22 protein-coding genes are annotated in these 24,892 nt (G+C 71.5%); 10 read left to right on the top strand and 12 right to left on the bottom strand.

Annotated elements, in window-relative coordinates:
* The first annotated feature begins 366 nt into the window (after window positions 1-366).
* Both LADH09A_RS06780 and LADH09A_RS06775 read left to right on the top strand, forming a co-directional pair.
* Window positions 367-1,629, top strand: coding sequence for a DivIVA domain-containing protein (locus LADH09A_RS06780; protein WP_179780718.1), 1,263 nt, complete (start codon window positions 367-369; stop codon window positions 1,627-1,629).
* A gap of 178 nt (window positions 1,630-1,807) precedes the next feature.
* Window positions 1,808-3,949: a coiled-coil domain-containing protein gene (locus LADH09A_RS06775; protein WP_238644003.1), complete on the top strand. Its 2,142-nt coding sequence runs from the start codon at window positions 1,808-1,810 to the stop codon at window positions 3,947-3,949.
* A gap of 83 nt (window positions 3,950-4,032) precedes the next feature.
* Here the strand turns inward: LADH09A_RS06775 and LADH09A_RS06770 are convergent, their stop codons facing one another.
* Window positions 4,033-5,007 (bottom strand): endonuclease domain-containing protein, encoded by a 975-nt coding sequence (locus LADH09A_RS06770; RefSeq protein WP_308194485.1) that lies wholly within the window; start codon window positions 5,005-5,007, stop codon window positions 4,033-4,035.
* 533 nt (window positions 5,008-5,540) lie between these two features.
* Here LADH09A_RS06770 and LADH09A_RS06765 point away from each other — a divergent pair.
* Window positions 5,541-6,641 (top strand): AI-2E family transporter, encoded by a 1,101-nt coding sequence (locus tag LADH09A_RS06765; RefSeq protein ID WP_238644136.1) that lies wholly within the window; start codon window positions 5,541-5,543, stop codon window positions 6,639-6,641.
* Between the two features lie 40 nt (window positions 6,642-6,681).
* Here LADH09A_RS06765 and LADH09A_RS06760 read toward each other — a convergent pair whose 3' ends face one another.
* The 7 genes from LADH09A_RS06760 to LADH09A_RS06730 all read right to left on the bottom strand — a co-directional run bounded on the left by LADH09A_RS06760 (window position 6,682) and on the right by LADH09A_RS06730 (window position 13,089).
* Window positions 6,682-7,491, bottom strand: a complete 810-nt coding sequence (locus LADH09A_RS06760) for an alpha/beta hydrolase (protein ID WP_238644002.1) — start codon at window positions 7,489-7,491, stop codon at window positions 6,682-6,684.
* 87 nt (window positions 7,492-7,578) lie between these two features.
* Entirely contained in the window at window positions 7,579-7,902 is a 324-nt protein-coding gene (locus LADH09A_RS06755) for an Rv1322 family protein (protein WP_231640156.1), read from the bottom strand.
* A gap of 44 nt (window positions 7,903-7,946) precedes the next feature.
* On the bottom strand, window positions 7,947-9,002 hold the full coding sequence (locus tag LADH09A_RS06750; RefSeq protein ID WP_238644001.1) for a hypothetical protein: 1,056 nt from the start codon (window positions 9,000-9,002) through the stop codon (window positions 7,947-7,949).
* A complete protein-coding gene (locus LADH09A_RS06745; RefSeq protein ID WP_238644000.1) occupies window positions 8,999-9,493 on the bottom strand; it encodes a SigE family RNA polymerase sigma factor in 495 nt (164 codons plus the stop codon). Before LADH09A_RS06745 ends, LADH09A_RS06750 begins: the two co-directional genes overlap by 4 nt.
* 40 nt (window positions 9,494-9,533) lie before the next feature.
* Window positions 9,534-11,324, bottom strand: coding sequence for a 3-hydroxyacyl-CoA dehydrogenase family protein (locus LADH09A_RS06740; RefSeq protein WP_238643998.1), 1,791 nt, complete (start codon window positions 11,322-11,324; stop codon window positions 9,534-9,536).
* Between the two features lie 158 nt (window positions 11,325-11,482).
* The gene (locus LADH09A_RS06735; RefSeq protein WP_372492236.1) at window positions 11,483-12,553 is read right to left on the bottom strand and encodes an alpha/beta hydrolase; all 1,071 of its coding nucleotides are present in this window, start codon (window positions 12,551-12,553) and stop codon (window positions 11,483-11,485) included.
* A gap of 119 nt (window positions 12,554-12,672) precedes the next feature.
* Window positions 12,673-13,089: an FHA domain-containing protein gene (locus tag LADH09A_RS06730; protein WP_238643995.1), complete on the bottom strand. Its 417-nt coding sequence runs from the start codon at window positions 13,087-13,089 to the stop codon at window positions 12,673-12,675.
* Window positions 13,090-13,344: 255 nt separating this feature from the next.
* Between LADH09A_RS06730 and LADH09A_RS06725 the strand changes: the two genes are divergently transcribed.
* Window positions 13,345-14,841: an aldehyde dehydrogenase family protein gene (locus LADH09A_RS06725; RefSeq protein ID WP_238643994.1), complete on the top strand. Its 1,497-nt coding sequence runs from the start codon at window positions 13,345-13,347 to the stop codon at window positions 14,839-14,841.
* Window positions 14,842-14,920: 79 nt separating this feature from the next.
* On the top strand, window positions 14,921-15,580 hold the full coding sequence (locus LADH09A_RS06720; RefSeq protein ID WP_210925274.1) for a methyltransferase domain-containing protein: 660 nt from the start codon (window positions 14,921-14,923) through the stop codon (window positions 15,578-15,580).
* Between the two features lie 31 nt (window positions 15,581-15,611).
* On the opposite strand, the gene nucS is transcribed toward LADH09A_RS06720, so the two are convergent.
* The gene (gene nucS / locus LADH09A_RS06715) at window positions 15,612-16,271 is read right to left on the bottom strand and encodes an endonuclease NucS (RefSeq protein WP_238643993.1); all 660 of its coding nucleotides are present in this window, start codon (window positions 16,269-16,271) and stop codon (window positions 15,612-15,614) included.
* A 71-nt stretch (window positions 16,272-16,342) separates the two neighbouring features.
* On the opposite strand from nucS, the gene LADH09A_RS06710 reads away from it, so the two are divergent.
* Complete coding sequence (locus tag LADH09A_RS06710; protein WP_238643991.1) at window positions 16,343-16,960, top strand: DUF4126 domain-containing protein; 618 nt, start codon at window positions 16,343-16,345, stop codon at window positions 16,958-16,960.
* A 7-nt stretch (window positions 16,961-16,967) separates the two neighbouring features.
* On the opposite strand, the gene LADH09A_RS06705 is transcribed toward LADH09A_RS06710, so the two are convergent.
* On the bottom strand, window positions 16,968-18,974 hold the full coding sequence (locus LADH09A_RS06705; RefSeq protein ID WP_238643990.1) for an ethylmalonyl-CoA mutase: 2,007 nt from the start codon (window positions 18,972-18,974) through the stop codon (window positions 16,968-16,970).
* Between the two features lie 151 nt (window positions 18,975-19,125).
* Here LADH09A_RS06705 and LADH09A_RS06700 point away from each other — a divergent pair, with 151 nt between their 5' ends.
* From LADH09A_RS06700 to LADH09A_RS06690, 3 genes are read left to right on the top strand one after another with little or no spacing between them, the layout of a single operon-like run.
* Window positions 19,126-19,977, top strand: a complete 852-nt coding sequence (locus LADH09A_RS06700) for an ABC transporter ATP-binding protein (RefSeq protein WP_238643989.1) — start codon at window positions 19,126-19,128, stop codon at window positions 19,975-19,977.
* Window positions 19,974-20,819: an ABC transporter permease gene (locus LADH09A_RS06695; RefSeq protein WP_238643988.1), complete on the top strand. Its 846-nt coding sequence runs from the start codon at window positions 19,974-19,976 to the stop codon at window positions 20,817-20,819. Before LADH09A_RS06700 ends, LADH09A_RS06695 begins: the two co-directional genes overlap by 4 nt.
* Window positions 20,820-20,867: 48 nt before the next feature.
* The gene (locus LADH09A_RS06690; RefSeq protein WP_238643987.1) at window positions 20,868-21,689 is read left to right on the top strand and encodes an alpha/beta hydrolase; all 822 of its coding nucleotides are present in this window, start codon (window positions 20,868-20,870) and stop codon (window positions 21,687-21,689) included.
* A gap of 37 nt (window positions 21,690-21,726) precedes the next feature.
* On the opposite strand, the gene LADH09A_RS06685 is transcribed toward LADH09A_RS06690, so the two are convergent.
* A complete protein-coding gene (locus LADH09A_RS06685; protein WP_204941783.1) occupies window positions 21,727-22,575 on the bottom strand; it encodes a 3-hydroxyacyl-CoA dehydrogenase family protein in 849 nt (282 codons plus the stop codon).
* Window positions 22,576-22,711: 136 nt separating this feature from the next.
* A complete protein-coding gene (murA, locus tag LADH09A_RS06680; protein ID WP_238643986.1) occupies window positions 22,712-24,154 on the bottom strand; it encodes a UDP-N-acetylglucosamine 1-carboxyvinyltransferase in 1,443 nt (480 codons plus the stop codon).
* Here murA and LADH09A_RS06675 point away from each other — a divergent pair.
* Window positions 24,153-24,725, top strand: a complete 573-nt coding sequence (locus LADH09A_RS06675; protein ID WP_088949907.1) for a cob(I)yrinic acid a,c-diamide adenosyltransferase — start codon at window positions 24,153-24,155, stop codon at window positions 24,723-24,725. The two genes, murA and LADH09A_RS06675, sit on opposite strands and share 2 nt — an antisense overlap.
* The last annotated feature ends 167 nt before the right edge of the window (window positions 24,726-24,892 follow it).

Raw genomic sequence — 24,892 nt, 5'->3', positions numbered from 1 at the left:
CCGGAGGCACTGACCGGCGTACACCGGCTCCAAGGGCACTGACCGGCGGACGCCGGCTCCGGGGCACTGACCGGCGCGCTGACCTGGACACCAGCCGGACGGACGAGCGGTGGTTGGCCAATGCGGTGATCGGCCATTGTTCTTCCAACCCGATTAGCGCGCGGTTGCTCGGATCGAACAAAGGGCCTCGGGGTAACCCGGGGCCCTTTTCCGGATCACGCAGCATGGCGTCCGTCCCGCCCGGGACCTGCCAAGATCGCCGATTGGTCCGGCTCCGCCGATCGCGGAAGTTGACCATGTAAACAGGGCACGAAAGCTCCGCACCGCTCTTGCGAAGCACCCTGGGGCGTCTGCCAGTATGTCCCAATGCCCCAGCAGCAGTCCTCCCCTCTCGCGTTCTTCGATAACGCGAACTCGCAGCCAGATTTCACCGTAGGCCTACGCGGATACAACACTCACCAGGTCGACGACTTCCTCGGCCGGATGACCGCCGCGCTGACCCAGTCCGAGCAGGCCCGTGCCGAGGCCGAGCAGCGGATGAACGACGCCCAGCGTCGACTCCGCCAGGCCGAGCAGCGCATGAGTGCGCTGGAGCAGAAGCTCACCGACACGAACAAGCAGCTCGAAGAGAACAGCCGGCCCACCCTCTCGGGGCTCGGCACCCGGGTCGAGCAGATCCTCCGGCTCGCCGAGGAGCAGGCCAACGACCACCGCAACGAGGCCAAGCGTGAGTCGGAGGGCATCCTCTCCGCCGCCCGCCTCGAGGCTCGCGAGATCACCGACAAGGCACGTGCCGAGGCCGCGGCCATGAAGGCCAGCGCCGAGCGCGAGGCCGGCAACCTGCGTACCGCCGCCGAGCGTGAGGCTGCCGAGGTCCGGGTGCAGGCGCGCCGCGAGGCCGACACGCTGCGCGCGGACGCCGACCGCGAGACCAAGCAGCTTCGCACCGTCACCGCGCACGAGGTGGCCGAGCTGAAGTCGACCGTCGAGCGGGAGGTGGCCACCCTCCGTGCCACCGCCGAGCGCGAGATCACCCAGCAGCGGGCCAAGGCCGCACGCGAGGCTGAGGAGAAGCGCGCCGAGGCGACCAAGCTGCTCACCGACGCGCGGGACAAGCGCGACAAGGACCTTCAGGCCCTGGAGCTGCAACTGGCCGAGCGTCGGGAGAAGGCCGAGCGCGAGGAGTCCGAGCGCCACGCCGCTCAGGTCGCGCAGACCCAGAAGCTGGTCAGCGAGGCCGAGCAGCGTGCACGGGCCGCGCAGGAGCGGGCCAAGGAGATCGAGCAGCGCGCCGAGGCCCGGCGGGTCGAGTCGGAGCGCAACGCCGCCGAGACGGTCGACAAGGCCAAGGCGCACTCCGAGAAGACGCTCAACGAGGCCAAGGCCGAGTCGCAGCGCCTGCTCACCGAGGCCCGCACCGAGGCGGAGCTGACCACTCAGGCCGCCCGCCGCGAGGTCGAGGACCTCACCCGGCAGAAGGACGCGGTCACGTCGCAGCTGGGCCAGATGCTCTCCGGGCTCGCCGGCATCGTTCCGGGAATGCCGGCCGCTGCCGCTCCCGCTGCCAAGCCGGAGGCCAAGAAGACCGAGGGCGGTCAGGACCGGGTTCCCGCGGAGTCCGCTGGCTGACGCGAGGCGTCAGATCGGGGCATCGAACGGCGCGAGGTGACACCGGGTGACCGGTCGCACCTCGCGCCGTACACGTTTCCCAGCCCGTGGAATCTCCCGCTCGCAGCGGAGTGAAGTAGCTCGCACAAGGCCCGTCCGTATCGCCCCAGCAGGGCCCGTTGCGTGTGAGGATGGGGGCATGTCGCACGGCGAGGAACTGTTCGCTCTCGGCGGGGACGTGACGACGGAGCCCAGCTTCGAGTCCGCTCTGCGGGGGTACGAGAAGAAACAGGTCGACCGGTATGTCGCGCGTGCCGAGCACGAGATCGCGACCCTCGCGTCCGAACGGGAACAGGCGTACACACAGATCCACAAGCTCGCCGGCCAGGTCGAGGTGCTGCAACGCGACCTGAGTCAGGTGCGCAAGCAGATGAACGTGGTGGACCGCGCCTCGTTCCGGCACCTCGGTCCGCGGGTCGAGTCGATCCTCGCTCTCGCGGAGGAGCAGGCCGAGCAGATCCTGTCCGACGCGAACGGGGAGATCGAGGCCCGCCGCGCCGCCGCCGAGCACATCATCGAGGAGGCCCGCGAGCAGGCCTCACGGGCTCTGAAGGACTTCGAGATCGCCCTCGCCGCGCGCCGCGCGGAGGAGGAGCGGCACAGCAGCGCCAAGCGGGCCGAGGCGGACGCGACCCTGCGGGCTGCCAAGGACGAGTCGGCACAGCTACGTAAGACGGCGCAGGACGCGTTGGCGAAGGCCCAGCAGGAGGCCACCCAGCTCCGCGACACCGCCAAGGAGATCCACACCCGGGCCCAGCAGGAGTCGACCAAGCTGCGCGAGTCGGCCCGTGAGGCGCTGACCAATGCCCGGCAGGAGGCCAGCGACCTGCGGGATGCGGCCAAGGAGGTGCACGCCAAGGCCCTCCAGGAGGCCAAGCGGCTCACCGACACCGCGACCGAGGCCGGCCGTGCCACGCACGCGAAGGCGCAGCAGGAGGCCAAGCAGATCATCGACGACGCGTCGATGGCTGGCCGTGCCACCCGCGCCAAGGCACAGCAGGAGGCGGAGCGGCTGACCACGCAGGCCTCCGAGTCGGCCAAGCGCAGCCGCGCCGAGACCGAGGCGTACGTGCAGCGGATGCGCGCCGAGACCGAGGAGTACGTCAAGCACTCCCGGGCGCAGACCCAGCAGGAGCTGGGCGCGTGGCGGGCCGGCGTGGAGCAGGAGGTCAACTCCCGGCGGGAGGCGGCCGACCGGGAGCTGGCGCAGCGACGGGCCGCAGCCGAGCAGGAGTACGCCAAGCGCCGCGACGAGCTGGACAAGCAGCACCAGTCCCGCCAGCAGGAGCTGGAGACCGCGTTCACGGGCCGTCAGCAGGAGCTGGAGTCGGGTTTCACCGCCCGCCACGACGAGCTGGAAGCCGAATACTCCGGCCGCAGGGACGAGCTGGAGACCACCTACTCCGCACGCAAGAACGAGCTGGAAACCGAGTACACGGCCCGCAAGGACGAGATCGAGCAGGGCGCGGCCGGGGTTCGGCAGGCGGCCGAGCAGGACGCGGCGTCGCTGCGGCAGCGCTCCGAGTCGGAGGCCGCGGAGCTGCTGAGCCGGGCCGAGACCGAGGCCGGCAACAAGCGCCGCGAGGCCGACGAGCACGTCGCGGCCTCCCGCCGGCAGTTCGAGGAGTACGCGGCCACCACGCAGCAGCACCTGGCCACCACCCAGCAGCACCTGGCGGCCACCCAGCAGGAGTCGGCGGCGGGCCGGCAGCAACTCGCCCAGGTGATGCTGGAGATCGCCCAGGCCCAGCAGCAGCTCGCGGACCTGCGGCAGGAGACGTGGAAGTCCCGCCAGGAGTCCGACGAGCTCCAGCGGCAGATGGCCGAGCTGCGGTTGCAGAGCGTCGCGGGGCCGATCGACGGCCCGACCGCGCCGGTCACCGGTGACGGTGCGAGCCGGAGCGCGGCCGGCGACGGTGACGACGGCGTGACCGTCTCCGGTGCAGCGACCGTCGACGCGGGCACGTCGCCCGGGTCGGGTGCGGCCAGCAGCCTCAAGACCGAGCCCACCGACACCCGGCAGCCGGTGAACGCCGGGGCTGAGGGCGCCGGGCAGTCCACGACCCGACCGGTGGCCGAGCCGGTGACCACCGTGGACGGAGGCGCGGCCAGCGCCGGGGTGGACGGGGAGCCGACCGTGGCCGCCGTTCCGGGCGAGGGTGGCCGGGGCGCCAAGCCGACCAAGATCACCAGCACCGGTGAGAACGGCAAGCGCCCCAGCAAGCCGACCACCGACGAGCGCAGCGCCAAGCCCAGCAAGGTCACCATCGAGAAGGACTGACGGGTACGCCGCCAGCGCTGACCCACGCGAGCATCGAGATCTTGGACAGTTTCCGTCAACGCGTGACGGAAACTGTCCAAGATCTATTTGTGCGTCGGACGGCGCTGGGACCGGGTGGGGCTCCAGCCCGCTGCGACGAGGGCCCGCCGGACGGTGTCGGCGACCTCGTCGGGGTGGGCGCGGACCAGCCAGGCCGGAAAGCGCAGGATCCGGTCGCCGCTGGTCCAGACGTCGTTCTGCCGACGCATGTCGTCCGCCCACTGCCGGGCGTCCATGTGGTGCGCGCCATCGATCTCGACCTGCACCCGCCACTGTCGCCAGTACGCGTCCAGCCAGCGGTTGCGGCCCGCCGCGTCGACCCGATGTTCCTGAAGGTCAGGCACGGGCAGCCGGTGCCGGCGGCAGAGGCGCAGGAAGTCGATCTCGGAGAGCGCCTGCGCGCCCCCGGCGATGTCACGGACGGTCTGTTGGATCAGGTGCCGGCGGGGCGCTCGGGGAAGGACGTCGAGCACCGTCTGCAACTCCTCGGGCAGCACCCGCCGCTGCTGACAACCGGCCGCCAGCACGCCCTGCGCCTCGTCCACACCGACCGCCCATCCCGCCGCGTCGATGAGCGCTCTGGCGGTCGTGGTGCGTGGTGGACGGGCGAGTTGCCGGTGCGAGTCCGGCAGCACCGACGTGCGATGCACCAGCACCGCGGGCATGTCGATCGGGAGGCGACGCAGGGAGGTCCGAGCGGCACGACGGGCGGCCGGCACCAGCACGTGCAGTGGCTCACGGCGCAGCCCTCGTACTCCGGCTTCGGTGGCGGCCGTTACCCCGGCCAGCACCGCGCCTGGTCCGGCTGCCAGCACCGCGACCCAGAGCTGTTGGTCGCGACTCAGGCGACCGTTGCCGGTCAGCAGGATGCCGCGGCAGATGGACCGCCACCGGCCGGAGCGGATTCGCCCGCGCACCGTTCCCTCGCTGAGCAGGCCGGAGACCTGCGCGGTCGTCAGGACGCCCGCCTGCTCGAAGGCCAGCCAGTCGAGTGCGTCGGCGTCGTCCGTGGGCATCATCCGAGCAGCTTTCACCGCCGGAACGCCACCGCACCACCAGATCTTGGACAGTTTCCGTTACGCCCTGACGGAAACTGTCCAAGATCTACCCGTCGGCGAGGTCGAGGCGATGTCGGGTGGGGGGTCGAGGCCCGGACGACGGCTGGGTGGGGCACCTTGAACACCCGATTGACGGCCTTGTGGTCGATAGCGACCATGAAGTGGCTACGCTGCTGACGCGCTGGGAGATGATCAGAAAAGGCGCGCCGCCAGCAGTCGATCGAGCTGATGAAGGAAGTCGTGACGTCATGGACCTGACCGGTACACGCTGGCGCACGTCCATCCGCAGCGGGAACAGCACGTGCACTCGCAGCGGGAACAGTCAGGGCGTCGCTGTCGCCGGTCGTCCGACGGCCTGAGCCGGGAGGTCCCAGGTGCCACAGCACGACCCGCCGGCCGACCACCCGCCGAACGACGATCCGCCGAACGACCACCCGCCGACCGACGACCCGGACGCGACGCCCGGCCCCCCGTCGGCGGACACACCGGCGCCGGTGCCGGTCCCCGCCCCGGGGGTCGACCCGGACGAACCGCCGGCGGTCCCGTCCGGGAAGTTCGGCACTCCGGGCCGCCCGCTGCGCCGCAGCAGCTTCCTGCTCGGCTTCACCGGGGCGTTGGGCGTGCTCCTGGCGTACACGCTCTATCTGGGGATTCGCAATGCCGGCGGCATCCTGGTGCTGGTGGTGATCGCGCTCTTCCTGGCGGTCGGTCTCAACCCGGCGGTGGTCCGACTACGCCGCTGGGGCGTGCCGCACGGCCTGGCGGTGGCGGGGGTCGCGTTGACCGTGGTGCTGCTGCTCTGTGGCGGCGTGGTCGCGCTGGTCCCGCCGATCGTCACCCAGTCGGGGCAGTTCATCGATCAGATCCCGAGCCTGTTGGACGAGCTGCGCCGCAACCCGACGGTCAACGACCTGGTGGAACGGTACGACGTGGTGGAGCGGGTGCAGGGCGCCGCCAACGCGGAGACCATCGGGCGGGCCCTCGGCGGGGTGCTCGGCGGTGCTCAACTGATCTTCGGCACGGTGTTCCGGACGCTGACCGTGCTGGTGCTGACGATCTACTTCCTCGCCTACTTCAACAAGCTGCGCTCGCTGGGCTACTCGTTGGTGCCCCGGTCACGGCGGGAGCGGGTGCAACTGATCGGCGACGAGATCCTCGCCAAGGTGGGCGCCTACATGGTCGGCGCGCTGAGCATCGCGGTGCTGGCCGGCGCGACCACCTTCGTGTTCGCGTTGATCGTCGGCCTGCCGTACCCGTTCGCACTGGCCGTGGTGGTCGCGGTGACCGACCTGATCCCGCAGATCGGCGCCACCCTGGGCGCGGTGATCGTGAGCCTGGTCGGCTTCGCCGCCGACCTGCCCACCGGCATCGCCTGCGCGGTCTTCTTCCTGATCTACCAGCAGGTGGAGAACTACCTGATCTACCCGAAGGTGATGCGGCGCTCGGTGGAGGTCAACGAGGTCGCCGCCCTGCTCGCCGCCCTGCTCGGGGTGGCGCTGCTGGGCGTGGTGGGTGCACTGATCGCCATCCCGACGGTGGCCGCGCTGCAACTGATCCTGCGCGAGGTGGTGCTGCCCCGCCAGGAGACCCGCTGACCCGCCGCGCGGCGGGTCGGTGCGTCCCGGGTCGACCGGGTCAGTCCGCCTTGGTGGCGGCCGGCCCGGGGACGGGCGTGTCCGCGAAAGAGGCCACCGTCCGGTCGGCGTACGCGCTGACGTCACCGGCCTCCATCGGGCCGTCCCAGGTCGTCGGCAGCGGCACCTCGACGGCCGGGTTGACCCGCCGGACGATCTCGTCGAGCACCGTCTCCGCGTCGCCCACCCAGAGGTGCTTGGCACCCGGGACGCCGACCACCTCGGCCTGCGGCACCGCCGCGAACCGCTCCCGTGCCTCGGTCGGGCGCAGGTAGTCGTCGAACTCGGGCACCAGCGCCGCCAGCGGCCGACCCGAGGCGGCCCAGGTGGCCAGGTCTTCCGGGGCCGAGAAGCGCAGCGGCGGGGAGAGCAGGATCGCACCGGTGATCGCCGGGTCGCAGCCGTACTTCAACGCCAGGTCCGTGCCGAACGACCAGCCGACGAGCCAGATGTTGGGCAGCTCGGCGAACTCCGCGTACTCGATGGCGGCGGCCACGTCGTACCGCTCCCCCACCGCGCCGTCGAACGCACCCTCGCTGGTGCCGCGCAGGCTGCTGGTGCCACGGGTGTTGAACCGCAGCACGGCCAGGTCGGCCAGCGCGGGCAGCCGCCAGGCCGCCTTGCGGAACACGTGGCTGTCCATCATCCCACCGTGGGTGGGCAACGGGTGCAGGCAGACCAGGGTGGCCACCGGCGGCCGGTCGGCCGGTAGGGCCAACTCGCCGACCAGCCGGAGACCGTCGGCGGTGTGCAACTCGATGTCCTCCCGGCGGCCGGGCAGGATCGACGACGCGCGGATCGCTGTGCTCACCGCCCAAGTCTGTCGCGAAGTTGCCGCCGCCGCCCGCCCAGGCCGCAACAGGGTGATCCAGGTCGCTCAGCCGCCCCGGGCGGTCGCTCAGTAGCGCGGGGTGCCCCGGCCGCGCTGCACCGCCGGCCCACGCCGCTCGCGGGCCCGCCAGCAGCCGCTGTGCCAGTGCCGCCGGTCGGTCAGGTCACCCAGGCCGTCGGCCGGCCAGGCCACCAGGTGCGCCACCCCGGGTCGGATCTCCTGGTCACAGCCGGGGCAGCGGTACGTCTTGACCGACGCGCCCGCCCCGATGCCGCGCACCTGCCAGGCGCCGTCGGTCCACTGCTGCACCGAGGCGACGCCCTGCCGGACGCGGTCGGCGTCCAGGTTGGCGTTCTCGTCCCGGCGAGGGCGATTGCGACGGGGGCTCACAGTCACCAAGCGTACGGTCCGTTCGGCGGGACGGGCCGGGGCGGTCACCAGGACGCGGGCTCGTCCAGCGGCTCGGCGACGCGCGCCCCTGCCAGGACCGTTGCCGCGTCCTCCTCGGAGAAACCCTGAAACGGCAAGCCGAAGTCGGCGGTCAGATGGGCCTTCGGAAAGCCGAGCAGCTCCAGCGCGTCCCCCTGGGGGGTGCGGTAGGCCGGTTTACCGGCGATCGTCCGATTTCCCCTGGTGCGCTCCTCTGCGATGGCGACCGCGTAGCTCAACCCGACCCGGAGACCGGACACCGCGGGCCTCCCGAGCGTCAGCAGCACGTCGAGCCCGGCCGGAAAACGCTCCACCGACACCTCACAGTTGGTGACCCGGGCATCCGTCGGCAGCGCGGTGAGCCGCAACGGCCCGCCGCAGTGGTAGGCCCGATCGAGCCGCAACCCGGCGGCCACAGCAGCCAAGTCCCGCTGATCCTGGGCGACCACGCTGGCCCGGGCGTACACCCCAGGAGTTGGTTGCCAGTGCCGCAACCAGACCGGCTTCCCGTTGAACGTGTCAGCCTGCGACACCGATCCGTCGAAGACACCCTTTTTCGTCGGCACGTATATGCCCCCAGGCAGGCCCTGGGCGTACCGCGGGAACGCTTCGGCGGATGCGGCCAACTCCAGGGTGACCGACCGTCCGCCCATGTCGAGCCGCGCCATCTCCACGCCACCCTCCACCGACCAGGAGAGATACCGAGGCCCCCCCGGGGTGAAGCCGAAATGCAGCACGTTCGGGTCGGCGCCGACCAGGTCGGGTCGCGCGGAGGCACCCGGCACCCCGTCGGCCAGGGGCGGTGCTGCTGGCACGACAGCACTGGCCGGCCGCGCCGGCCCGGTCGGGACGGCGTCGGAGCCGAACAGGTCCGCCGGCCCGATGGCCACGCCCGCACCGAGCACGGCCACCATGCCCAGCGCGGTGCCGACGGCGGTACGCCGACGGCGGACCCGTACACGGCCCCGGGAGACCGCGCCGGCCAACAGCAGGCCTGCATCGACGCTCCCCTCGGCGTGTTCCCGCAGCGTCAGGACGATCCGCTGGTCGAGATCTGTCACGGTCGGCTCCCGTTCGTGGCCGGGGCGCCACAGCGAGCCCGGAGGTTGGCGAGCGCCCGCATCGCGTGGGTGCGGACGGTGACCGGCGAGCAGTCCAGGATCTGGGCGATCGTCGCGTCGTCGAGGTCCTCGTAGTAACGCAGCACCAGCACGGCCCGCTGACGGTCGGGCAGACCGAGGATCAGCCGCCACATCTCGTCCCGGTCGGCCGCCTCGCGGCCGAGGTCACCACGCTGCGCCCGCTCGGCGAAGGTGTCGACGACAAGCTCGCGGCTGGACCGGCGTCGCCACCAGGAGTTGTTGGCGTTGACCAGCATCCGACGTACGTACAAGTCAGGCTGGTCCGCCCGCGAGATCTTGCGCCAGTGCACGTACGCCCGGGACAGCACCTCCTGGGTGAGGTCCTCGGCCCGGTGCTCGTCACCGGTGAGCAGCCGGGCCAGCCGGATCAGGGCCGGGCCCCGACTGCCGACGTACTCCTCGAAGGTCACACCCCTCTGACGCCGTCGGTGCCCTCCGGCGTTGACCCGGTCAGCGGTGCGAGTGGTCGCGGAAGCCGCGGCGGGTCTTGCGGCCCAGGTAGCCGGCCGTGACGAGGTGCTCCAGCAGCGGCGCGGGCGCGAAGCCCGGCTCGCGCAGCTCCAGGTACAGCTCGCGCTGGATCGCCAGCGAGACGTCCAGCCCGACCACGTCGAGCAGCTCGAACGGACCCATCGGGTAGCCGCAGCCCAGCTTCATCGCGTGGTCGATGTCGTCGGCCGTCGAGTAGCTGGCCTCCAGCATCTTCACCGCGTCGTTGAGGTAGGGGAAGAGCAGCGCGTTGACGATGAACCCGGACCGGTCACCGCAGACCACGCCGGTCTTGCCGAGGGCCGCGCAGACGGCGCGGGCGGTGGCGGTGGCCTCCGGGGAGGTGCGGATGGTGCGGACCACCTCGACCAGCGGCATGACCGGCGCCGGGTTGAAGAAGTGCAGCCCCACCACGTCGGCCGGCCGGTGGGTGGCCATCGCCACGTCGATCACCGGCAGCGAGGAGGTGGTGGTGGCCAGCACGACGCCCGGCTTGCAGATCTCGTCGAGGCTCGCGAAGAGGGCCTTCTTGACGCTCAGCTCCTCGACCACCGCCTCGACCACCAGGTCGACGTCGGCGAGGTGGTCGAGCGTGGCCGACCAGCTGATCCGGCCGAGCGCGGCGTCCCGGTCGGCCTCGGCGAGCTTGCCCCGCACCACGCCCTTGTTCAGCGAGGTCTTCACCGCCTCGCAGACCTTCGCGGACTTCTCCATGCCGCGGGTCACCGAGACGACCTCGTAGCCGGCCTTGGCGAAGACCTCGATGATCCCGGTGGCCATCGTCCCGGAGCCCACCACGCCGACCTTGGTGATGGCCCGCGCGCCGTCGGCGAGCGCGGCCTCCGTCGCCAGCGGCGTCGCCTCGTCCGGTACGACCACCGGCGAGCCGGGCCGCTCGTAGGTGTAGAAGCCCCGACCCGACTTCCGGCCGAGCAGCCCTGCCGTCACCATCTGCTTGAGCAGCGGCACCGGGGCATGTCGGCGGTCCCGGCCACCGCGCCGGTACATGGTGTCCAGGATCTCGTACGCGGTGTCCAGGCCGATCAGGTCCATCAGCGCCAGCGGGCCCATCGGCAGGCCGCAGCCGAGCTTCATCGCGGCGTCGATGTCCTCCCGGGTCGCGTAGTGCGCCTCGAACATGCCGACCGCGTGGTTGAGGTAGCCGAACAGCAGCGCGTTGGCGATGAAACCGGCCCGGTCGTTGATGGTGACGTCGACCTTGCCGAGCCGGGCGCACAACGCCTCGACGTCGGCGACCACCTCGGGTGAGGTGACGACGGTGCGGACCACCTCGACCAGCTTCATCACGGGCGCGGGGTTGAAGAAGTGGATGCCGATCACCTGGTTGGGCCGGCTGGTGGCAACCGAGATCTCGGTGACGCTCAACGACGAGGTGTTGGTGGCGAGGATGGTCTCCGGTCGGCAGACCCGGTCCAGCTCCGCGAAGATCCGCTGCTTGAGGTCCAGGTGCTCGGGCACCGCCTCGATGACCAGGTCGACGGAGTGCAGCGCGTCCAGCCCGACCGCGAAGTGCACCCGCTCGTGCAGGGCGTCACGGTCGGCGGCGGCGAGCTTGCCCTTGGCGACCGCACGGTCGGTGGAGCCGCTGAGGGTGGCCCGGCCGCGCTCCAGCGCCGGCTCGGAGATCTCGACGGCCACCACGTCGATGCCGTTGCGGGCGAAGACCTCGACGATGCCGGCACCCATGGTGCCCAGCCCCACCACGCCCACCGTGCTGAAATCGCGCGCCACGACCGGCCTCCCCAGAGACTCCGCACGACCACTGAACGGCCGCTAAGGTTATGCGCGCGAGTCTGCCACGTGACGCTGGGTTGTCGAGACGCCGTGGCATATTTCACCCACGCCTGAGCGGGTCTCAGGAGGCGGTGGGCACGGTGGTCACGCCGCCGTCAGGCGGTGGGCACGGTGGTCAGGGCCAGCAGCTCCGCGACGAACTCCGCCGGGCGCTCCAGGTGCGGGCTGTGACCGCAGCCGGGCAGCACCACCTCGTGGTACGCGCCGCCGGCCGCCGCGTACCGCTCCAGCACCGCCCGGGTCTGGCCGACCATCGGCTGCGGTGGGCAGGCGTCCTCGCCCGGCCAGCCGGGCACGAAGTCCAGCGAGCCCAGGTACGCGAGGTCGAACAGCGAGGTGTCCGAGACGATGACGTCGGCGTCGCCGCGTACCCAGGCGACCGGGGGCTTCTCGGTGACTGCCACCAGCTCGTCGGCGAGCCGGAAGTAGGTCGGCGCGAGCGCGTTGAGCACGCCCCGCTCCCCCGGTGCGGTGCCCGGCCAGTTCTGCGAGGGCACCGCCGTGCCCGGGTAGTTGTCGTCCCCGGTGGCGGTGGAGAGCACGGTGTCCAGCAGCAGATCCTCGTTCTCGCCCAGCGAGGCGGGATCGGCCACATAGGTGGCTCGCAGCACGGCGCGCGGGCTGGCCGGGGCGTCCGCGCTGCGGTCACCGGCCGCGAGCCGGGCGACGAAGTCCGGGTTGGCCGTGCCGGCGCCGGTGCCGGCGAAGTCGGGGGTGGTCGGCGTGCCGGTCAGGTCGCGGGTGCCGCCGAACCCGTACGGGGAGACGGGTGCCGCGAGCAGCAAACCGGCCACCCGGTGCGGATGGTCGACAAGCAGTTGCATCGCCACTCCGCCACCGAGGGAGTGCCCGACCACCACCGGCCGGGCGTCGGCACCGAAGAGCGTCGGGTCGTCCAGCAGGGCGGCCACGTCGTCGGCGAAGTCCCGCAGACCACGGGTGGCGTCCACCGGCGCCGTCTCGGAGTGGCCGTACCCCCGCAGGTCGGGGGCGACCACCCGCAGCGTCGGCGGCAGCCGACGCACCAGCGGCTCCCAGAACAGCGCGGACGAGCAGTTGCCATGGATCAGCAGGACCGGCGTGCCGTCCGGCGGGCCGGCCACCCGTACCGCCTGGGTGATGCCGTTCGCCGTCACGGTCCGCTGCTCGGTCTCCATCCGCGGCATGTTGCCACGCGGGCCCCCGCTGGTCCAGGTGTCCGCCAGCCACCCGGGGTGCGCCCCGGGTGTGGGCGACAGTCAGCACCCGACGTGCGCCGAGTGCGACGGAAAGGGCTCCTCCCGTCTCAGCGGCGCCGGCTCGGTGGCGCGGCCAACGGCAGCGGCAGCGTCGGTCGGACGTCCCGCCGGGACGGCCCGAAGCTGAGCCCCACCGGGTCGGTGAGCGCCACACCGGGATCGAACAGGCGCAGCTCGGTCCGGCCGAGCCGGATCACGTCGCCGTCGGAGAGCAGCTCGACCTCGCTGATCCGTCGGTCGTTGAGCCACGTGCCGTTGGTGGAGCCCAGGTCCCGCAGGGACGGGCCCTCCGGGGTCAGCCACACCTCAGCGTGCCGTCGACTCAGATGCGGGTCGGCGATGACCACGTGGCCGGTCGGTGCCCGACCGATCACCTGCGGCTCGCCCCGCAGTCGAAAGCTCGCACCGCGCATCGGCCCACCCGCGACCGTCAGCAGCGGCATCAGTTCCGGATGTTCCTCCATGGACAGTCAGCCCTCCACCCCACACCGTCACTCCGCGCGTCAGCCTGCCATCAGACGGTAATCGTCAATACCGACCGGCCGGTCAGCCTCTCGTCACCTCCCGGCCACCTGCCGTTCGACGATTCGGGCGGACCGCACAGGCCATCGCTGCCCTGACCTGCACTGATCAACGATCGGTCGGGGTAGAGCGACTCCCGTCCCGCCACCTCGGATCGGGACCTACCGGCGAGTAATTCTCGGGTCTAGACTTCCGCCATGACGGCTGTGCATGTTCCGGGTACCCCGGTCATCGAGGCGGGCCTGCTGGTTTCGACCAGCCCGGCCACCGGCATCGAGGCCGGTCGCCTCCCGCTCGCCACCGACGCCGACGTGCGGCAGGCCGTCGACAGCGCCCGAGCCGCCGGCGAGTGGTGGGCCGGGCTCGGCTTCGCCGGCCGGCGCGACCGGCTGCTGCGGTGGCGCGCGCTGCTCGCCAAGCGCATCGAGCAGTTGGCCGAGCTGGTGCACGTCGAGGGCGGCAAGCCGGTCGCCGACGCGATCGTCGAGATCGTCACCGCGATCGAGCACATCGACTGGGCCGCCCGCAACGCCGGCCGGGTGCTCGGCCCACGCCGGGTGCGGTCCCGGCTCATCCTCGCCGAGTTCTCCGGTCACCTGGAATACCAGCCGCACGGCGTGGTCGGCGTGATCGGGCCGTGGAACTATCCCGTCTTCACGCCGATCGGCTCCGCCGCGTACGCGCTGGCCGCCGGCAACGCCGTGGTGCTCAAGCCCAGCGAGTACACGCCCGCCGTCGGTCAGTGGCTGGTGGACAGCTTCGCCGAGGTGGTGCCCGAGCAGCCGGTGTTCACCGCCGTGCACGGGCTGGGCGACGTGGGTGCCGCCCTGTGCCGCTCCGGGGTCGACAAGCTGGCCTTCACCGGCTCCACCGCGACCGCCCGCAAGGTGATGGCCGCGTGCGCCGAGACGCTGACCCCGGTGCTGATCGAGGGCGGCGGCAAGGACGCCATGATCGTCGACAGTGACGCCGACCTGGACGCCGCCGCGGAGGCATGCGTCTGGGGCGGCATGACCAACGCGGGCCAGACGTGCATCGGCATCGAGCGGGTCTACGCCGTCGACTCGGTCTTCGACGCCTTCGTCGACAAGGTGGTGGCCCGTGCCGGTCAGCTGACCGTCGGGCCGGAGGGCACCGACATCGGCCCGATCACCATGCCCCGGCAGATCGACGTGATCCGCCGGCACATCGACGCCGCGATCATCTCCGGCGGGCGCGCCGTGCTCGGTGGCCCGAGCGCGGTTCAGCCGCCGTACGTCCACCCGACCGTGCTGGTGGACGTGCCGGAGGACTCGGCCGCCGTCCAGGAGGAGACCTTCGGCCCCACGTTGACCATCAGCCGGGTCCGCGACGCCGACGAGGCCGTCACCCGCGCCAACGCCCTGCCGTACGGCCTGGGCGGCTCGGTCTTCGGCCGGCGGCGCGCGGTGGCCATCGCCCGGCGGCTGCGCTCCGGGATGGCGTCGGTCAACTCCACCCTGACCTTCGCCGGCATGTCCACCCTGCCGTTCGGCGGGGTGGGCGACTCCGGCTTCGGGCGGATCCACGGCGAGGACGGGCTGCGCGAGTTCGGCCGGGCCAAGGCGATCACCCGGCGTCGTGCCAGGTCGCTGCTGCCGTCGATGACCTTCGAACGGACGCCGACCGACGTGGCTCGGCTCGTGAAAGCGATCAAGGTGATGTACGGAAGGTGAGTGTCAGATAGCCGATCTTCGAGGAAGATCGGCGAATCGACATGTGTGTACGGGTGGTTACGGCGGTACATTGCGTTAAATGGGCCCCAATCGATTGCGCTACCGCCTTGTCGACAGTGACCAGTCGTGGAGCGCCCGGCGACGTCAGCATCGCTCGGACTGGTTGGCGCGCACCTTCCCCGACATCGGCGACATGCACGTTGTCGATCTCGGTGGGCGGCTCGGCACCTGGCACCGCGCCACCGTCCGGCCGGCTCGGGTGACCGTCGTCAACCTGGAAAAACCCCCGGCCGTCGTGCCGGAGTGGGCCCACGTCGAGCAGGCCGACGCCTGCGACCTGCCTGCGCGCCTCGCCGGGGGCAGCTTCGACATGGTCTTCTCGAACTCCGTGCTGGAGCACGTGGGCGGGCACGAACGCCGGTTGCGCTTCGCCGCGGCCGTCCGCTCGCTGGCCGACCGGCACTGGGTGCAGACGCCGTACCGCTACTTCCCCATCGAGCCACACTGGATCGCGCCGGGCATGCAGTTCCTGCCGGTGCGGCTGCGCACCGCGTTCGCCCGCCGGTGGCCGTTGGGGCACAAGCCGACCCGCAGCCACGACGCCGCCATCCACCAGGTGCTCTGGACGGAGCTGCTGGACCGCTCGCAGATGCGCCACTACTTCCCGGACTCGACCATGCTGGTCGAGCGGGTGTTCGGCCTGCCCAAGTCGCTGATCGCGGTGCGGACCGGAAGCTGAGCCGATCAGACTCACCGAAGGCTGAGGCCGATCAGAACAGCGTCAGCTCGTCCTTCTCGATGCCCCGCAGCTTGTCGTAGTTCACGACCACGCACCGGATGCCCCGGTCGGCGGCGAGCACCCGGGCCTGCGGCTTGATCTCCTGCGCGGCGAAGACCCCGACCACCGGGCTGAGCAGCGGGTCACGGTTCATCAACTCGAGGTATCGGGTCAGCTGCTCCACCCCGTCGATGTCGCCACGCCGCTTGACCTCGACGGCCACCGCACCGGAGTTGGCGTCCCGGCAGAGCAGGTCGACCGGGCCGATCGCGGTCATGTACTCGCGGCGGACCAGCGTGAACCCCTCACCCAGGGTGCCGGGGTTCGCGGCCAGCAACTCCTGGAGGTGCGCCTCCACCCCGTCCTTGCGCAGGCCGGGGTCGACACCCAGCTCGTACGAGGTGTCCTGGAAGATCTCCTCCAGGGTGATCCGCAACTCCTCGCCAGCCTTGTTGACGACCCGCCACACACCGGGGGCCTCCTCCAGCCGACAGGGCGGGCTCATCCAGTTCAACGGCTTGTACGCCCGGTCGTCGGCATGAATCGACACCGACCCGTCCGCCTTCACCATGAGCAACCGGGTGGCCAGCGGCAGGTGAGCCGAGAGCCGTCCGACGTAGTCCACCGAGCACTTCGCAATGACCAACCGCACCCGACGAGGGTAGCCGAGCACCCCCCGGTCGCCAGCGAGCGGCACTGGCGCGTCGATGCGATGCTGAGACCGTGTTCGAAGTTCTCACCGGCACCGGCCTCGCCGCCTCAGCGGGGCTGAACGCCTACATACCCCTGCTCATCCTCGGTCTCCTCGGCCGTTACACCGATCTGATCGACCTGCCCAGTGGCTGGACCTGGCTCGGCAACGGCTGGGTCATCCTCATCATGGCCGTGCTGCTCGCCGTCGAGATGGTGGCCGACAAGGTGCCCGTCGTCGACCACATCAACGACGTGGTGCAGACCGTGGTCCGGCCCACCGCCGGTGGCCTGGCCTTCGGTGCCGGTTCCTCGTCGGAGACGGTGACGGTCAGCGACCCGGAGAGTTTCTTCTCGACCCACCAGTGGGTGCCGGTCGTCACCGGCGTGCTGCTGGCACTGGGCGTACACCTGCTCAAGTCCGCGGCACGCCCCGTCATCAACGCGACCACCGGCGGGTTGGGCGCACCGGTCGCGAGCACCGCGGAGGACGCCACCAGCGTGGTGGTCTCCCTGGTGGCGGTCATCCTGCCGGTGCTGGTGCTGGTTTTCCTGGTCGGTCTGGTCCTCTTCGTCTTCTGGTTCTTCCGGCGACGCTCCGAACGTCGCCGGGAACGCGAGGCGGCCCGCGCCGCCGGCTTCCGCGTCTGACGCCGGGTCAGGGCAGGTCGTTGGCGCGTCGGATGACGGTGACCAGGTCGTCGATGATGCCGGTGAGGGCGAAGTCCTTCGGGGTGAAGACCCGGGCGACCCCGGCGGCCCGGAGCGTGTCCGCGTCGCCGGCGGGGATGATGCCGCCCACCACCACCGGCAGGTCCGCCCGGCCGGCGGCGCGCAGCCCGTCGAGCACCGCCGGCACGGCGGCCAGGTGCGACCCGGACAGCACCGACAGCCCGACCAGGTCGACGTCCTCCTCGACGGCGGCGGCGACGATCTGCCCCGCCGTCAGCCGGATGCCCTGGTAGACGACCTCGAAGCCGGCGTCGCGGGCGCGTACCGCGATCTGCTCGGCGCCGTTGGAGTGCCCGTCCAGGCCGGGTTTGCCGACCAGCAGCCGCAGCCGGCCGCTGCCCAGCTCCCGGGCGGTGGCGGCGACCCGCTCGCGGACGGCGGCCAGGCCCGGGTCGCCACCGCTGCCGGTGGCGCCGGCCAGGCCGGTCGGCGCGCGGTACTCGCCGAAGACCTGGCGCAGCGCGCCAGCCCACTCGCCGGTGGTCACCCCGACCCGCACGCACTCCAGGGTGGCCGGCATCAGGTTCGTGGTGGTCGCGGCGTCCGCGCGGAGCCGGGCGAGGGCCGCGTCGACGCCGGCCGCGTCCCGGTCGGCCCGCCACCGGTGTACGCCCTCGGTGGCGGCCGCCTCGACCGCGGGATCGACCTGCTCGACGGCTTCCGCACCGGCGGCGGTCAGCGGGGAGGCTTCGGTCTCGGTGTAGCGGTTGACCCCGACCACCACGTCGGCACCGGACTCCATCCGCCCGCGGCGTGCGGCCAGCGACCCGACCAGCGCGCTCTTCAGGTAGCCGGTCTCCACGGCGGCCACCACCCCGCCCAGCTCCAGCACCTTGTCCAGCTCGACCCGTGCCCCGGTGACGATCTCGTCGACCAGCGCGGTCATCACGTGCGAGCCGGCGAAGAGGTCGGGGTATTCGAGCAGATCCGACTCGTACGCCAGGACCTGCTGCATCCGCAACGACCACTGCTGGTCCCAGGGGCGGGGCAGGCCGAGCGCCTCGTTCCAGGCGGGCAGCTGCACCGCGCGGGCCCGGGCGTCGCGGGACATCGTCACGCCGAGCATCTCCAGCACGATGCGCTGGATGTTGTTCTCCGGCTGCGCCTCGGTGAGGCCCAGCGAGTTGACCTGCACGCCGTAGCGGAACCGGCGTTGCCTGGCGTCGGTGACCCCGTACCGCTCCCGGGTGATCTCGTCCCAGAGCACGCCGAACGCGCGCATCTTGGCGATCTCCTCGACGAATCGCACCCCGGCGTTGACGAAGAACGAGATCCGCTGCACCACGTCGCCCATCCGCTCCGCCGGCACCTGACCGGAGTCACGGACCGCGTCCAGCACGGCGACCGCGGTGGCCAGCGCGAAGCCGACCTCCTGCACGGGCGTGGCCCCGGCCTCCTGGAGGTGGTACGAGCAGATGTTGACCGGGTTCCACCGCGGCATCTCCCGCAGCGTGTACGCCACCACGTCGGCGGTCAGCCGCAGTGACGCCGCCGGCGGGAAGATGTACGTCCCCCGGGACAGGTACTCCTTGATGATGTCGTTCTGGGTGGTGCCCGAGCAGCGCGTCAACTCGGCGCCCTGCTCCGTCGCCACGGTCCCGTAGAGGGCGAGCAGCCACATCGCCGGGGCGTTGATGGTCATCGAGGTGTTCATCTCGGCGAGCGGGATGCCGTCGAAGAGCGCCCGCATGTCGCCGAGGTGCGCCACCGGCACGCCGACCCGGCCGACCTCGCCGGAGGCCAGCTCGTGGTCCGGGTCGTACCCGGTCTGGGTGGGCAGGTCGAAGGCGACCGAGAGGCCGGTCTGCCCCTTCGCCAGGTTGCGGCGAAAGAGGGCGTTGGTCGCGGTCGCCGACGAGTGGCCGGCGTAGGTGCGCATCACCCACGGGCGGTCCCGCTCGGGCAGCCGCCCCGGAAATGCCGTCTCGTCCATGGCCGGAGTTTAAGTTACCGCCCAGTAAAAGGGGCTGTGGAAAACCACACAGGTCCATGTCGGGGACGTCCGGGTGCGAAGTGCCCGCAGTGGCGCGCACCGCCACACCCCGGGCACCGGGCCGGCCGGGTCAGGACGCACACTGGACGGCATGGATGACGAGCTGGCCATCTCCGTCCGAGGGCTGCGCAAGGCGTACGGCGACAACGTGGCGGTGGCGGGCGTGGATCTCGACGTGCACCGTGGTGAGGTGTTCGCGTTGCTCGGCCCGAACGGCGCCGGCAAGACCACCACCGTGGAGATCCTGGAGGGTTACCGGCACCGGGATGCCGGCGAGGTCTCCGTGCTCGGGGCGGACCCGGCCCACCCGGACGCCGACTGGCGCTCCCGGGTCGGCATCGTGCTCCAGGGCACCGGCGAGTTCGACGAGCTGACCGTGGCCGAGGTGATCCGGCACTTCTCCGGCTTCTACCCGGACGCCGACGACCCGGACAAGGTGATCGAGCGGGTCGGGCTGGCCGACAAGGCGAAGGCTCGTACGCACACCCTCTCCGGAGGGCAGAAGCGCCGCCTGGACGTGGCGCTGGGCATCATCGGTCGCCCCGAGTTGCTCTTCCTGGACGAGCCGACCACCGGCTTCGACCCGGAGGCCCGCCGCGAGTTCTGGGAGCTCATCCGCGACCTCGCCGCGGCCGGCACCACCATCGTGCTGACCACGCACTATCTGGACGAGGCGGAGGCGCTCGCCGACCGGGTCGGTGTGATCGCCGGCGGCCGGCTGGTCGAGGTGGCCGCCCCGAACCGGCTGGGCAACCGGCAGGAGGCCCTCGCGACGGTCTCCTGGCGTACCCCGGACGGGACGCTGGAAAGCGCGCAGAGCGCGACGCCGACGGCCCTCGTGGCCGACCTGGCCACGCGCTTCGGCGGCGAGGTCCCCGGCCTCACGGTGACCCGGCCGACCCTGGAGGACGTCTACCTGAAGATGATCGGACACGCGCGATGACGACCACGACAAAACCGGCCTCCGCGGTCGCCGCGCCTCGGGGGCAGCGGCCGAACGCCGGCGCTCTCGCCCTTCGCCAGGGCCGACTGGAGATCACCCAGTTCCTGCGCAGCCGGGAGTCCGTGGTCTTCACGATGGGCTTCCCCATCATCATGATCCTGATCTTCGCGTCGATCTTCGACGGCACGATCGGCGGCGGGGTCAAGTTCACCCAGTACTTCATCACCGGCATGATCGCGACCGGCCTGATGACGGTGAGCTTCCAGAACCTCGGCATCTGGATCCCGATCGAACGGGACCGGGGCGTGCTCAAGCGCTACCGGGGCACCCCGATGCCGAAGTGGGTCTGGTTCGCCGGCAAGGTGATCATGGTGGTGGCGATCGGCATCGCCGAGACCGCGCTGCTGCTGGCCGTCGCGGTGGCGCTGTTCGACCTCGACCTGCCGGGCACCGCCGGGAAGTGGTTCACCTTCGGCTGGGTCGCCGTGCTCGGCGTGACCGCCTGCACCCTGTGCGGCATCGCCATCTCGTCGCTGGCCCGCACGGCCCGCAGCGGCTCGGCGGTGGTCACCCCGGTCGCCCTGGTGCTCCAGTTCATCTCCGGGGTGTTCTTCGTCTTCACCGACCTGCCCACCTGGATGCAGCAGGTGGCGGCGCTGTTCCCGCTCAAGTGGATGTGCCAGGGGCTCCGGTCGGTCTTCCTGCCCGAGAGCTTCGGGGCGCAGGAGCCGGGCGGCTCGTTCGAGCTGGGTCGGGTCGCGGTGGTGCTGGCCCTGTGGTGCGTGATCGGCGTGGTGCTCTGCCTGACCACCTTCCGCTGGACCACCAAGCGCGACGGCTGACCTTTTTCCGGGGCCCCGATCCGCACCGGAGCCTGCCAGACTCTGACGATGGCTGCCCGACCGACCAGGCGTGGTCTTCTGCTCGCGGGGGCAGGGGCGACGGCGCTGACGGTCGGGCTCGGCTGGGCGGCCCGTGACCTGGTCCGTCCCTCACCGGCCCGGCCGGTGCCCCCGGACGCGCCGGCGGGCGACGAGCGGCTGACCCGCCGTTCCTCCGCCGCGCGTGGTCGCTCGGTCGACTTCTACACCGCCGTGCCGCACGGGCACGGCGACGGTCGGGGCCTGCCAGTCTGCCTGGTGCTGCACGGCGCGTCCACCACCGCACGGGACTTCCCCGGCCTCGGCCTGGGTCGCTTCCTGACCGACGCGGTGCGTCGGGGCGCGCCGCCGTTCGTGCTCGCCGGGGCAACCGGCGACCGCCTCTCCTGGCGCCCCTCCGACCGGGACGACCCGCAACGGATGGTGCGGGAGGAGCTGCCGGCCTGGTGCGCCGAGCAGGGCTTTGACACCAACCGGCTGGCGGCCTGGGGCTGGTCCATGGGGGGCTTCGGTTCACTGCTGCTCGCCGAGGCCTGGCCCGGGCTGCTCCGCGCGGTCGCGGCCCTCTCCCCCGCCGTCGCGCCCGGCGACGCCGTCTTCGCCGGGGTCGACCGGCTGCGCGGCACTCCGCTGGGTCTCTGGTGCGGTCACCAGGACGACTTCCTGAACGACGTGCAGGCGCTGGAGCGGGCCCTTCCCGAGCCGGCGGCCCGCACCGAGTACGCCGACGGTCGGCACGACTTCCGATACTGGGGGCGGGTCATACCCGACGCCCTCGACTTCGTCGCGGCGGCGCTGGCCGCCCCGCCCCGGCCGTCCGGCCCGACCTGACCCCGGGGCCCGCGAACGGGTCCCGGGGCCGCGCGCCTCAGTAGGTGTAGAAGCCCTTGCCGGTCTTGCGGCCCAGGTCGCCCGCGGTGACCATGCGCTGGAGCAGCTCCGGCGGGAAGAACTTCTCGTCGGCCGTGTCGGTGTAGATGTTCTTCGAGGCGTGCAGAAGCACGTCCACACCGGTCAGGTCGGTGGTGGCCAGCGGACCCATCGCGTGCCCGAAGCCGAGGCGGCAGGCCGTGTCCAGGTCCTCGGCGGACACCACGCCGGACTCCACCAGCTTGACCGCCTCCATCACCAGGGCGGAGATCAGCCGGGTCGTGACGAAGCCGGCGATGTCCCGGTTGACCACCACCACCGTCTTGCCGATCTCCTCGGCGAAGGCCCGGGCGGTGTCCAGCGTGGCGTCGCTGGTCTTGTAGCCGCGTACCAGCTCACAGAGCTGCATCATCGGCACCGGGGAGAAGAAGTGGGTGCCGACGACCGCCTCGGGTCGCTCGGTCACCGCGGCAATCTGGGTGACCGGGATGGCAGAGGTGTTGGTGGCGAGCACCGCGTCGGCCTTGCAGATCTTGTCCAGGGCGCGGAACACCTCGTGCTTGATCTCCAGCCGCTCGAAGACCGCCTCGACCACGATGTCCGCGTCCGCCGCCGCCTCCAGGTCGGTGGTCGGCGTGATCCGAGCCAGGGTCGCCTCGACCTCGGACGCCTCGATCTTGCCCTTCTCGGCGAACTTCTCCAACGACTTCCGGATGCCGCCCAGCCCTCGGGTGGTGGCCGCGTCGTCCAGGTCGCGCAACGTCACCTGCCAGCCGGCCTGCGCCGCCACCTGAGCGATGCCGGAGCCCATCAGCCCGGCCCCGACGACCGCGAGTCGACCCGCCATCTACTTCTCCCTCGCTGCGATTGAGTGCCTGCAAACACCCTAGTCGGCGAGACTGAACGATGGCTAAGGGGCGGTCGGGCGGCGCTCTGGTGAACGAGGCGGAGCTTTCTGAGCCGGCCTGCGGCCTCCCGGCGGGTCAGATCTCCAGGGACGGTTCCTCCGGTGCGGTGCCCCGCTCGACCGCCACCCCGAGTGCGCGCAGGTCGGCTACGAAGTCCGGGTAACCCCGGTCGACGTGGTGCACGTGGGAGACCTCGGTGACCCCCTGCGCGCAGAGCCCGGCGATGATCAGCCCGGCGCCGGCGCGGATGTCGGTGGCCCGCACCGGCGCACCGGAGAGCCGGGCCCGCCCACGGACGACCGCGTGGTGCCCGTCGGTCTTGATGTCCGCGCCGAGCCGCATCATCTCGTTGGCGAACATGAACCGACCGTCGAAGATGTTCTCGGTGATCAGGGATGCGCCGTCGCTGACCGCGGCCAGCCCGATCGCCATCGGCAGCAGATCGGTGGCGAAGCCGGGGTACGGCAGCGTCACCACGTCCACCGCCCGGGGCCGCTCGTCCATCCGTACGCGGAAGCCGTCCCCCCTGGTCTCCACCAGGCCACCGGCCGCCACCACCTTGTCCAGCGCGACCTCCAGGTACGCCGGGTCCAGCCCGGTCACCGTCACGTCGCCCCGGGTCATCGCCGCGCCGAACGCCCAGGTGCCGGCGACGATCCGGTCCCCCACCGTGGCGTGTCCCACCGGGCGCAGACCGGGAACCCCGGTGATCCGCAACGTGGACGTGCCCGCGCCGACGATCCGCGCGCCCATCTCGTTGAGCATCGTGCAGATGTCCACGATCTCCGGCTCGCGGGCCGCGTTGTCGATCATCGTGGTGCCCTGGGCGAGCACTGCCGCCATCACCAGGTTCTCGGTCGCGCCGACGCTGGGGAAGTCCAACACGATGTCCGCGCCGTGCAGCCCGTGCGGGGCGGAGGCGATGACGAACCCGTGCTCACCGGAGATCTCCGCGCCCATCCGGGTCAGTCCGGAGATGTGCATGTCCAGCCCCCGTGACCCGATGGCGTCGCCGCCGGGATGGGCCACCCGCACGTACCCCCGGCGGGCCAGCAGCGGGCCGAGCACACAGATCGACGCGCGCAACCGCCGGACCAGGTCGTAGTCGGCCTCGGCGCCCGGCTGCTCGGGCACGTCGATGGTCACCGAGCGGGACCGGGCCACCCCACCACGGGCGACCATCGGGTCGACCGGGTCGTCCGCGTCGAACCGGACGTCGCAACCCAGCCGGCGCAGCACCTCGCCCATGATCGCGATGTCGGTGATCCGCGGGACGTTCGTGATCACGCTGCGGCCCGGCGCGAGCAGCGCGGCGGCCATCAGCTTCAGCGCCGAGTTCTTGGCACCGACCACGTGCACGGTGCCGGCCAGTCGGGCGTCACCGTGGACCCGGATGACGTCGACGTCGCTGACCGCCGTGTCGCCCGCGTCGCCGGGGCCCACCACCACCGGCCAACTGGCGGAGCTGTCCGGCCGCGCCGGGATCGTCAGGTCGGGAATCCGTAGGCTGTGCGTCATGGCCGTCCACCTCACGCGCATCTACACCAAGGCCGGCGATGCCGGCATGACCAGGCTGAGCAACAACGAGCAGGTGCCGAAGACCGATCCACGCATCGCCGCGTACGCGGACGTCGACGAGTGCAACGCGGCCATCGGAGTCGCGATCGCCATGGGCGAGCTCGACGAGGTGTTGCGGGGAGTGCTGGGGTCGGTGCAGAACGACCTGTTCGACGTCGGCGCCGACCTGTCCACCCCGGTCGAGCCGGAGCCGAAGTACCCGCCGCTGCGGGTGACCGAGGAGTACGTCGAGCGCCTGGAAGGCTGGTGCGACGAGTACAACGCACGCCTGAGCAAGCTCGACTCCTTCATCCTCCCCGGCGGCACCGCGGGTGCGGCGCTGCTGCATGTGGCGAGAACCATCGCCCGGCGTGCCGAACGGGCGGCGTGGGCGCTGGTCGCCCACGATCCGGACCGAACCAGCACGCTCCCGGCAAAGTATCTCAATCGGCTCTCCGATCTGCTCTTTATCCTGTCAAGAACGGCAAATCCGGCGGGAGATGTGCTATGGGTGCCAGGCGGCAAGCGCTGACCTAAAGGGCTCTGCACCACGTCGAGCAGCGCTTTCCCGATCTGGCCGCCCCCACGCCTACCCAAACCAAGCGGGCGACGCGGACAGACGCGGACAGACGCGGGCGGCGCCGGCGAGCGCGGCGCGGGCGACGCCGGCGAGCGCGGCGCGGGCGACGCCGGCGAGCG

Source organism: Micromonospora cabrerizensis (genome assembly GCF_022230955.1).
Taxonomy (GTDB): domain Bacteria; phylum Actinomycetota; class Actinomycetes; order Mycobacteriales; family Micromonosporaceae; genus Micromonospora; species Micromonospora cabrerizensis.
This window is presented reverse-complemented; position numbering and strand designations above follow the sequence as displayed.

Excerpts from the sequence above, each read along its gene's own strand:
- LADH09A_RS06780 (WP_179780718.1), top strand. The coding sequence starts at position 367 with ATGCCCCAGCAGCAGTCCTCCCCTCTCGCGTTCTTCGATAACGCGAAC.
- LADH09A_RS06775 (WP_238644003.1), top strand. The coding sequence starts at position 1,808 with ATGTCGCACGGCGAGGAACTGTTCGCTCTCGGCGGGGACGTGACGACG.
- LADH09A_RS06770 (WP_308194485.1), bottom strand. The coding sequence starts at position 5,007 with ATGATGCCCACGGACGACGCCGACGCACTCGACTGGCTGGCCTTCGAG.
- LADH09A_RS06735 (WP_372492236.1), bottom strand. The coding sequence starts at position 12,553 with ATGCCGCGGATGGAGACCGAGCAGCGGACCGTGACGGCGAACGGCATC.
- LADH09A_RS06730 (WP_238643995.1), bottom strand. The coding sequence starts at position 13,089 with ATGGAGGAACATCCGGAACTGATGCCGCTGCTGACGGTCGCGGGTGGG.
- LADH09A_RS06725 (WP_238643994.1), top strand. The coding sequence starts at position 13,345 with ATGACGGCTGTGCATGTTCCGGGTACCCCGGTCATCGAGGCGGGCCTG.
- LADH09A_RS06720 (WP_210925274.1), top strand. The coding sequence starts at position 14,921 with ATGGGCCCCAATCGATTGCGCTACCGCCTTGTCGACAGTGACCAGTCG.
- LADH09A_RS06705 (WP_238643990.1), bottom strand. The coding sequence starts at position 18,974 with ATGGACGAGACGGCATTTCCGGGGCGGCTGCCCGAGCGGGACCGCCCG.
- LADH09A_RS06700 (WP_238643989.1), top strand. The coding sequence starts at position 19,126 with ATGGATGACGAGCTGGCCATCTCCGTCCGAGGGCTGCGCAAGGCGTAC.
- LADH09A_RS06695 (WP_238643988.1), top strand. The coding sequence starts at position 19,974 with ATGACGACCACGACAAAACCGGCCTCCGCGGTCGCCGCGCCTCGGGGG.
- LADH09A_RS06690 (WP_238643987.1), top strand. The coding sequence starts at position 20,868 with ATGGCTGCCCGACCGACCAGGCGTGGTCTTCTGCTCGCGGGGGCAGGG.
- LADH09A_RS06685 (WP_204941783.1), bottom strand. The coding sequence starts at position 22,575 with ATGGCGGGTCGACTCGCGGTCGTCGGGGCCGGGCTGATGGGCTCCGGC.
- LADH09A_RS06675 (WP_088949907.1), top strand. The coding sequence starts at position 24,153 with ATGGCCGTCCACCTCACGCGCATCTACACCAAGGCCGGCGATGCCGGC.
- murA (WP_238643986.1), bottom strand. The coding sequence starts at position 24,154 with ATGACGCACAGCCTACGGATTCCCGACCTGACGATCCCGGCGCGGCCG.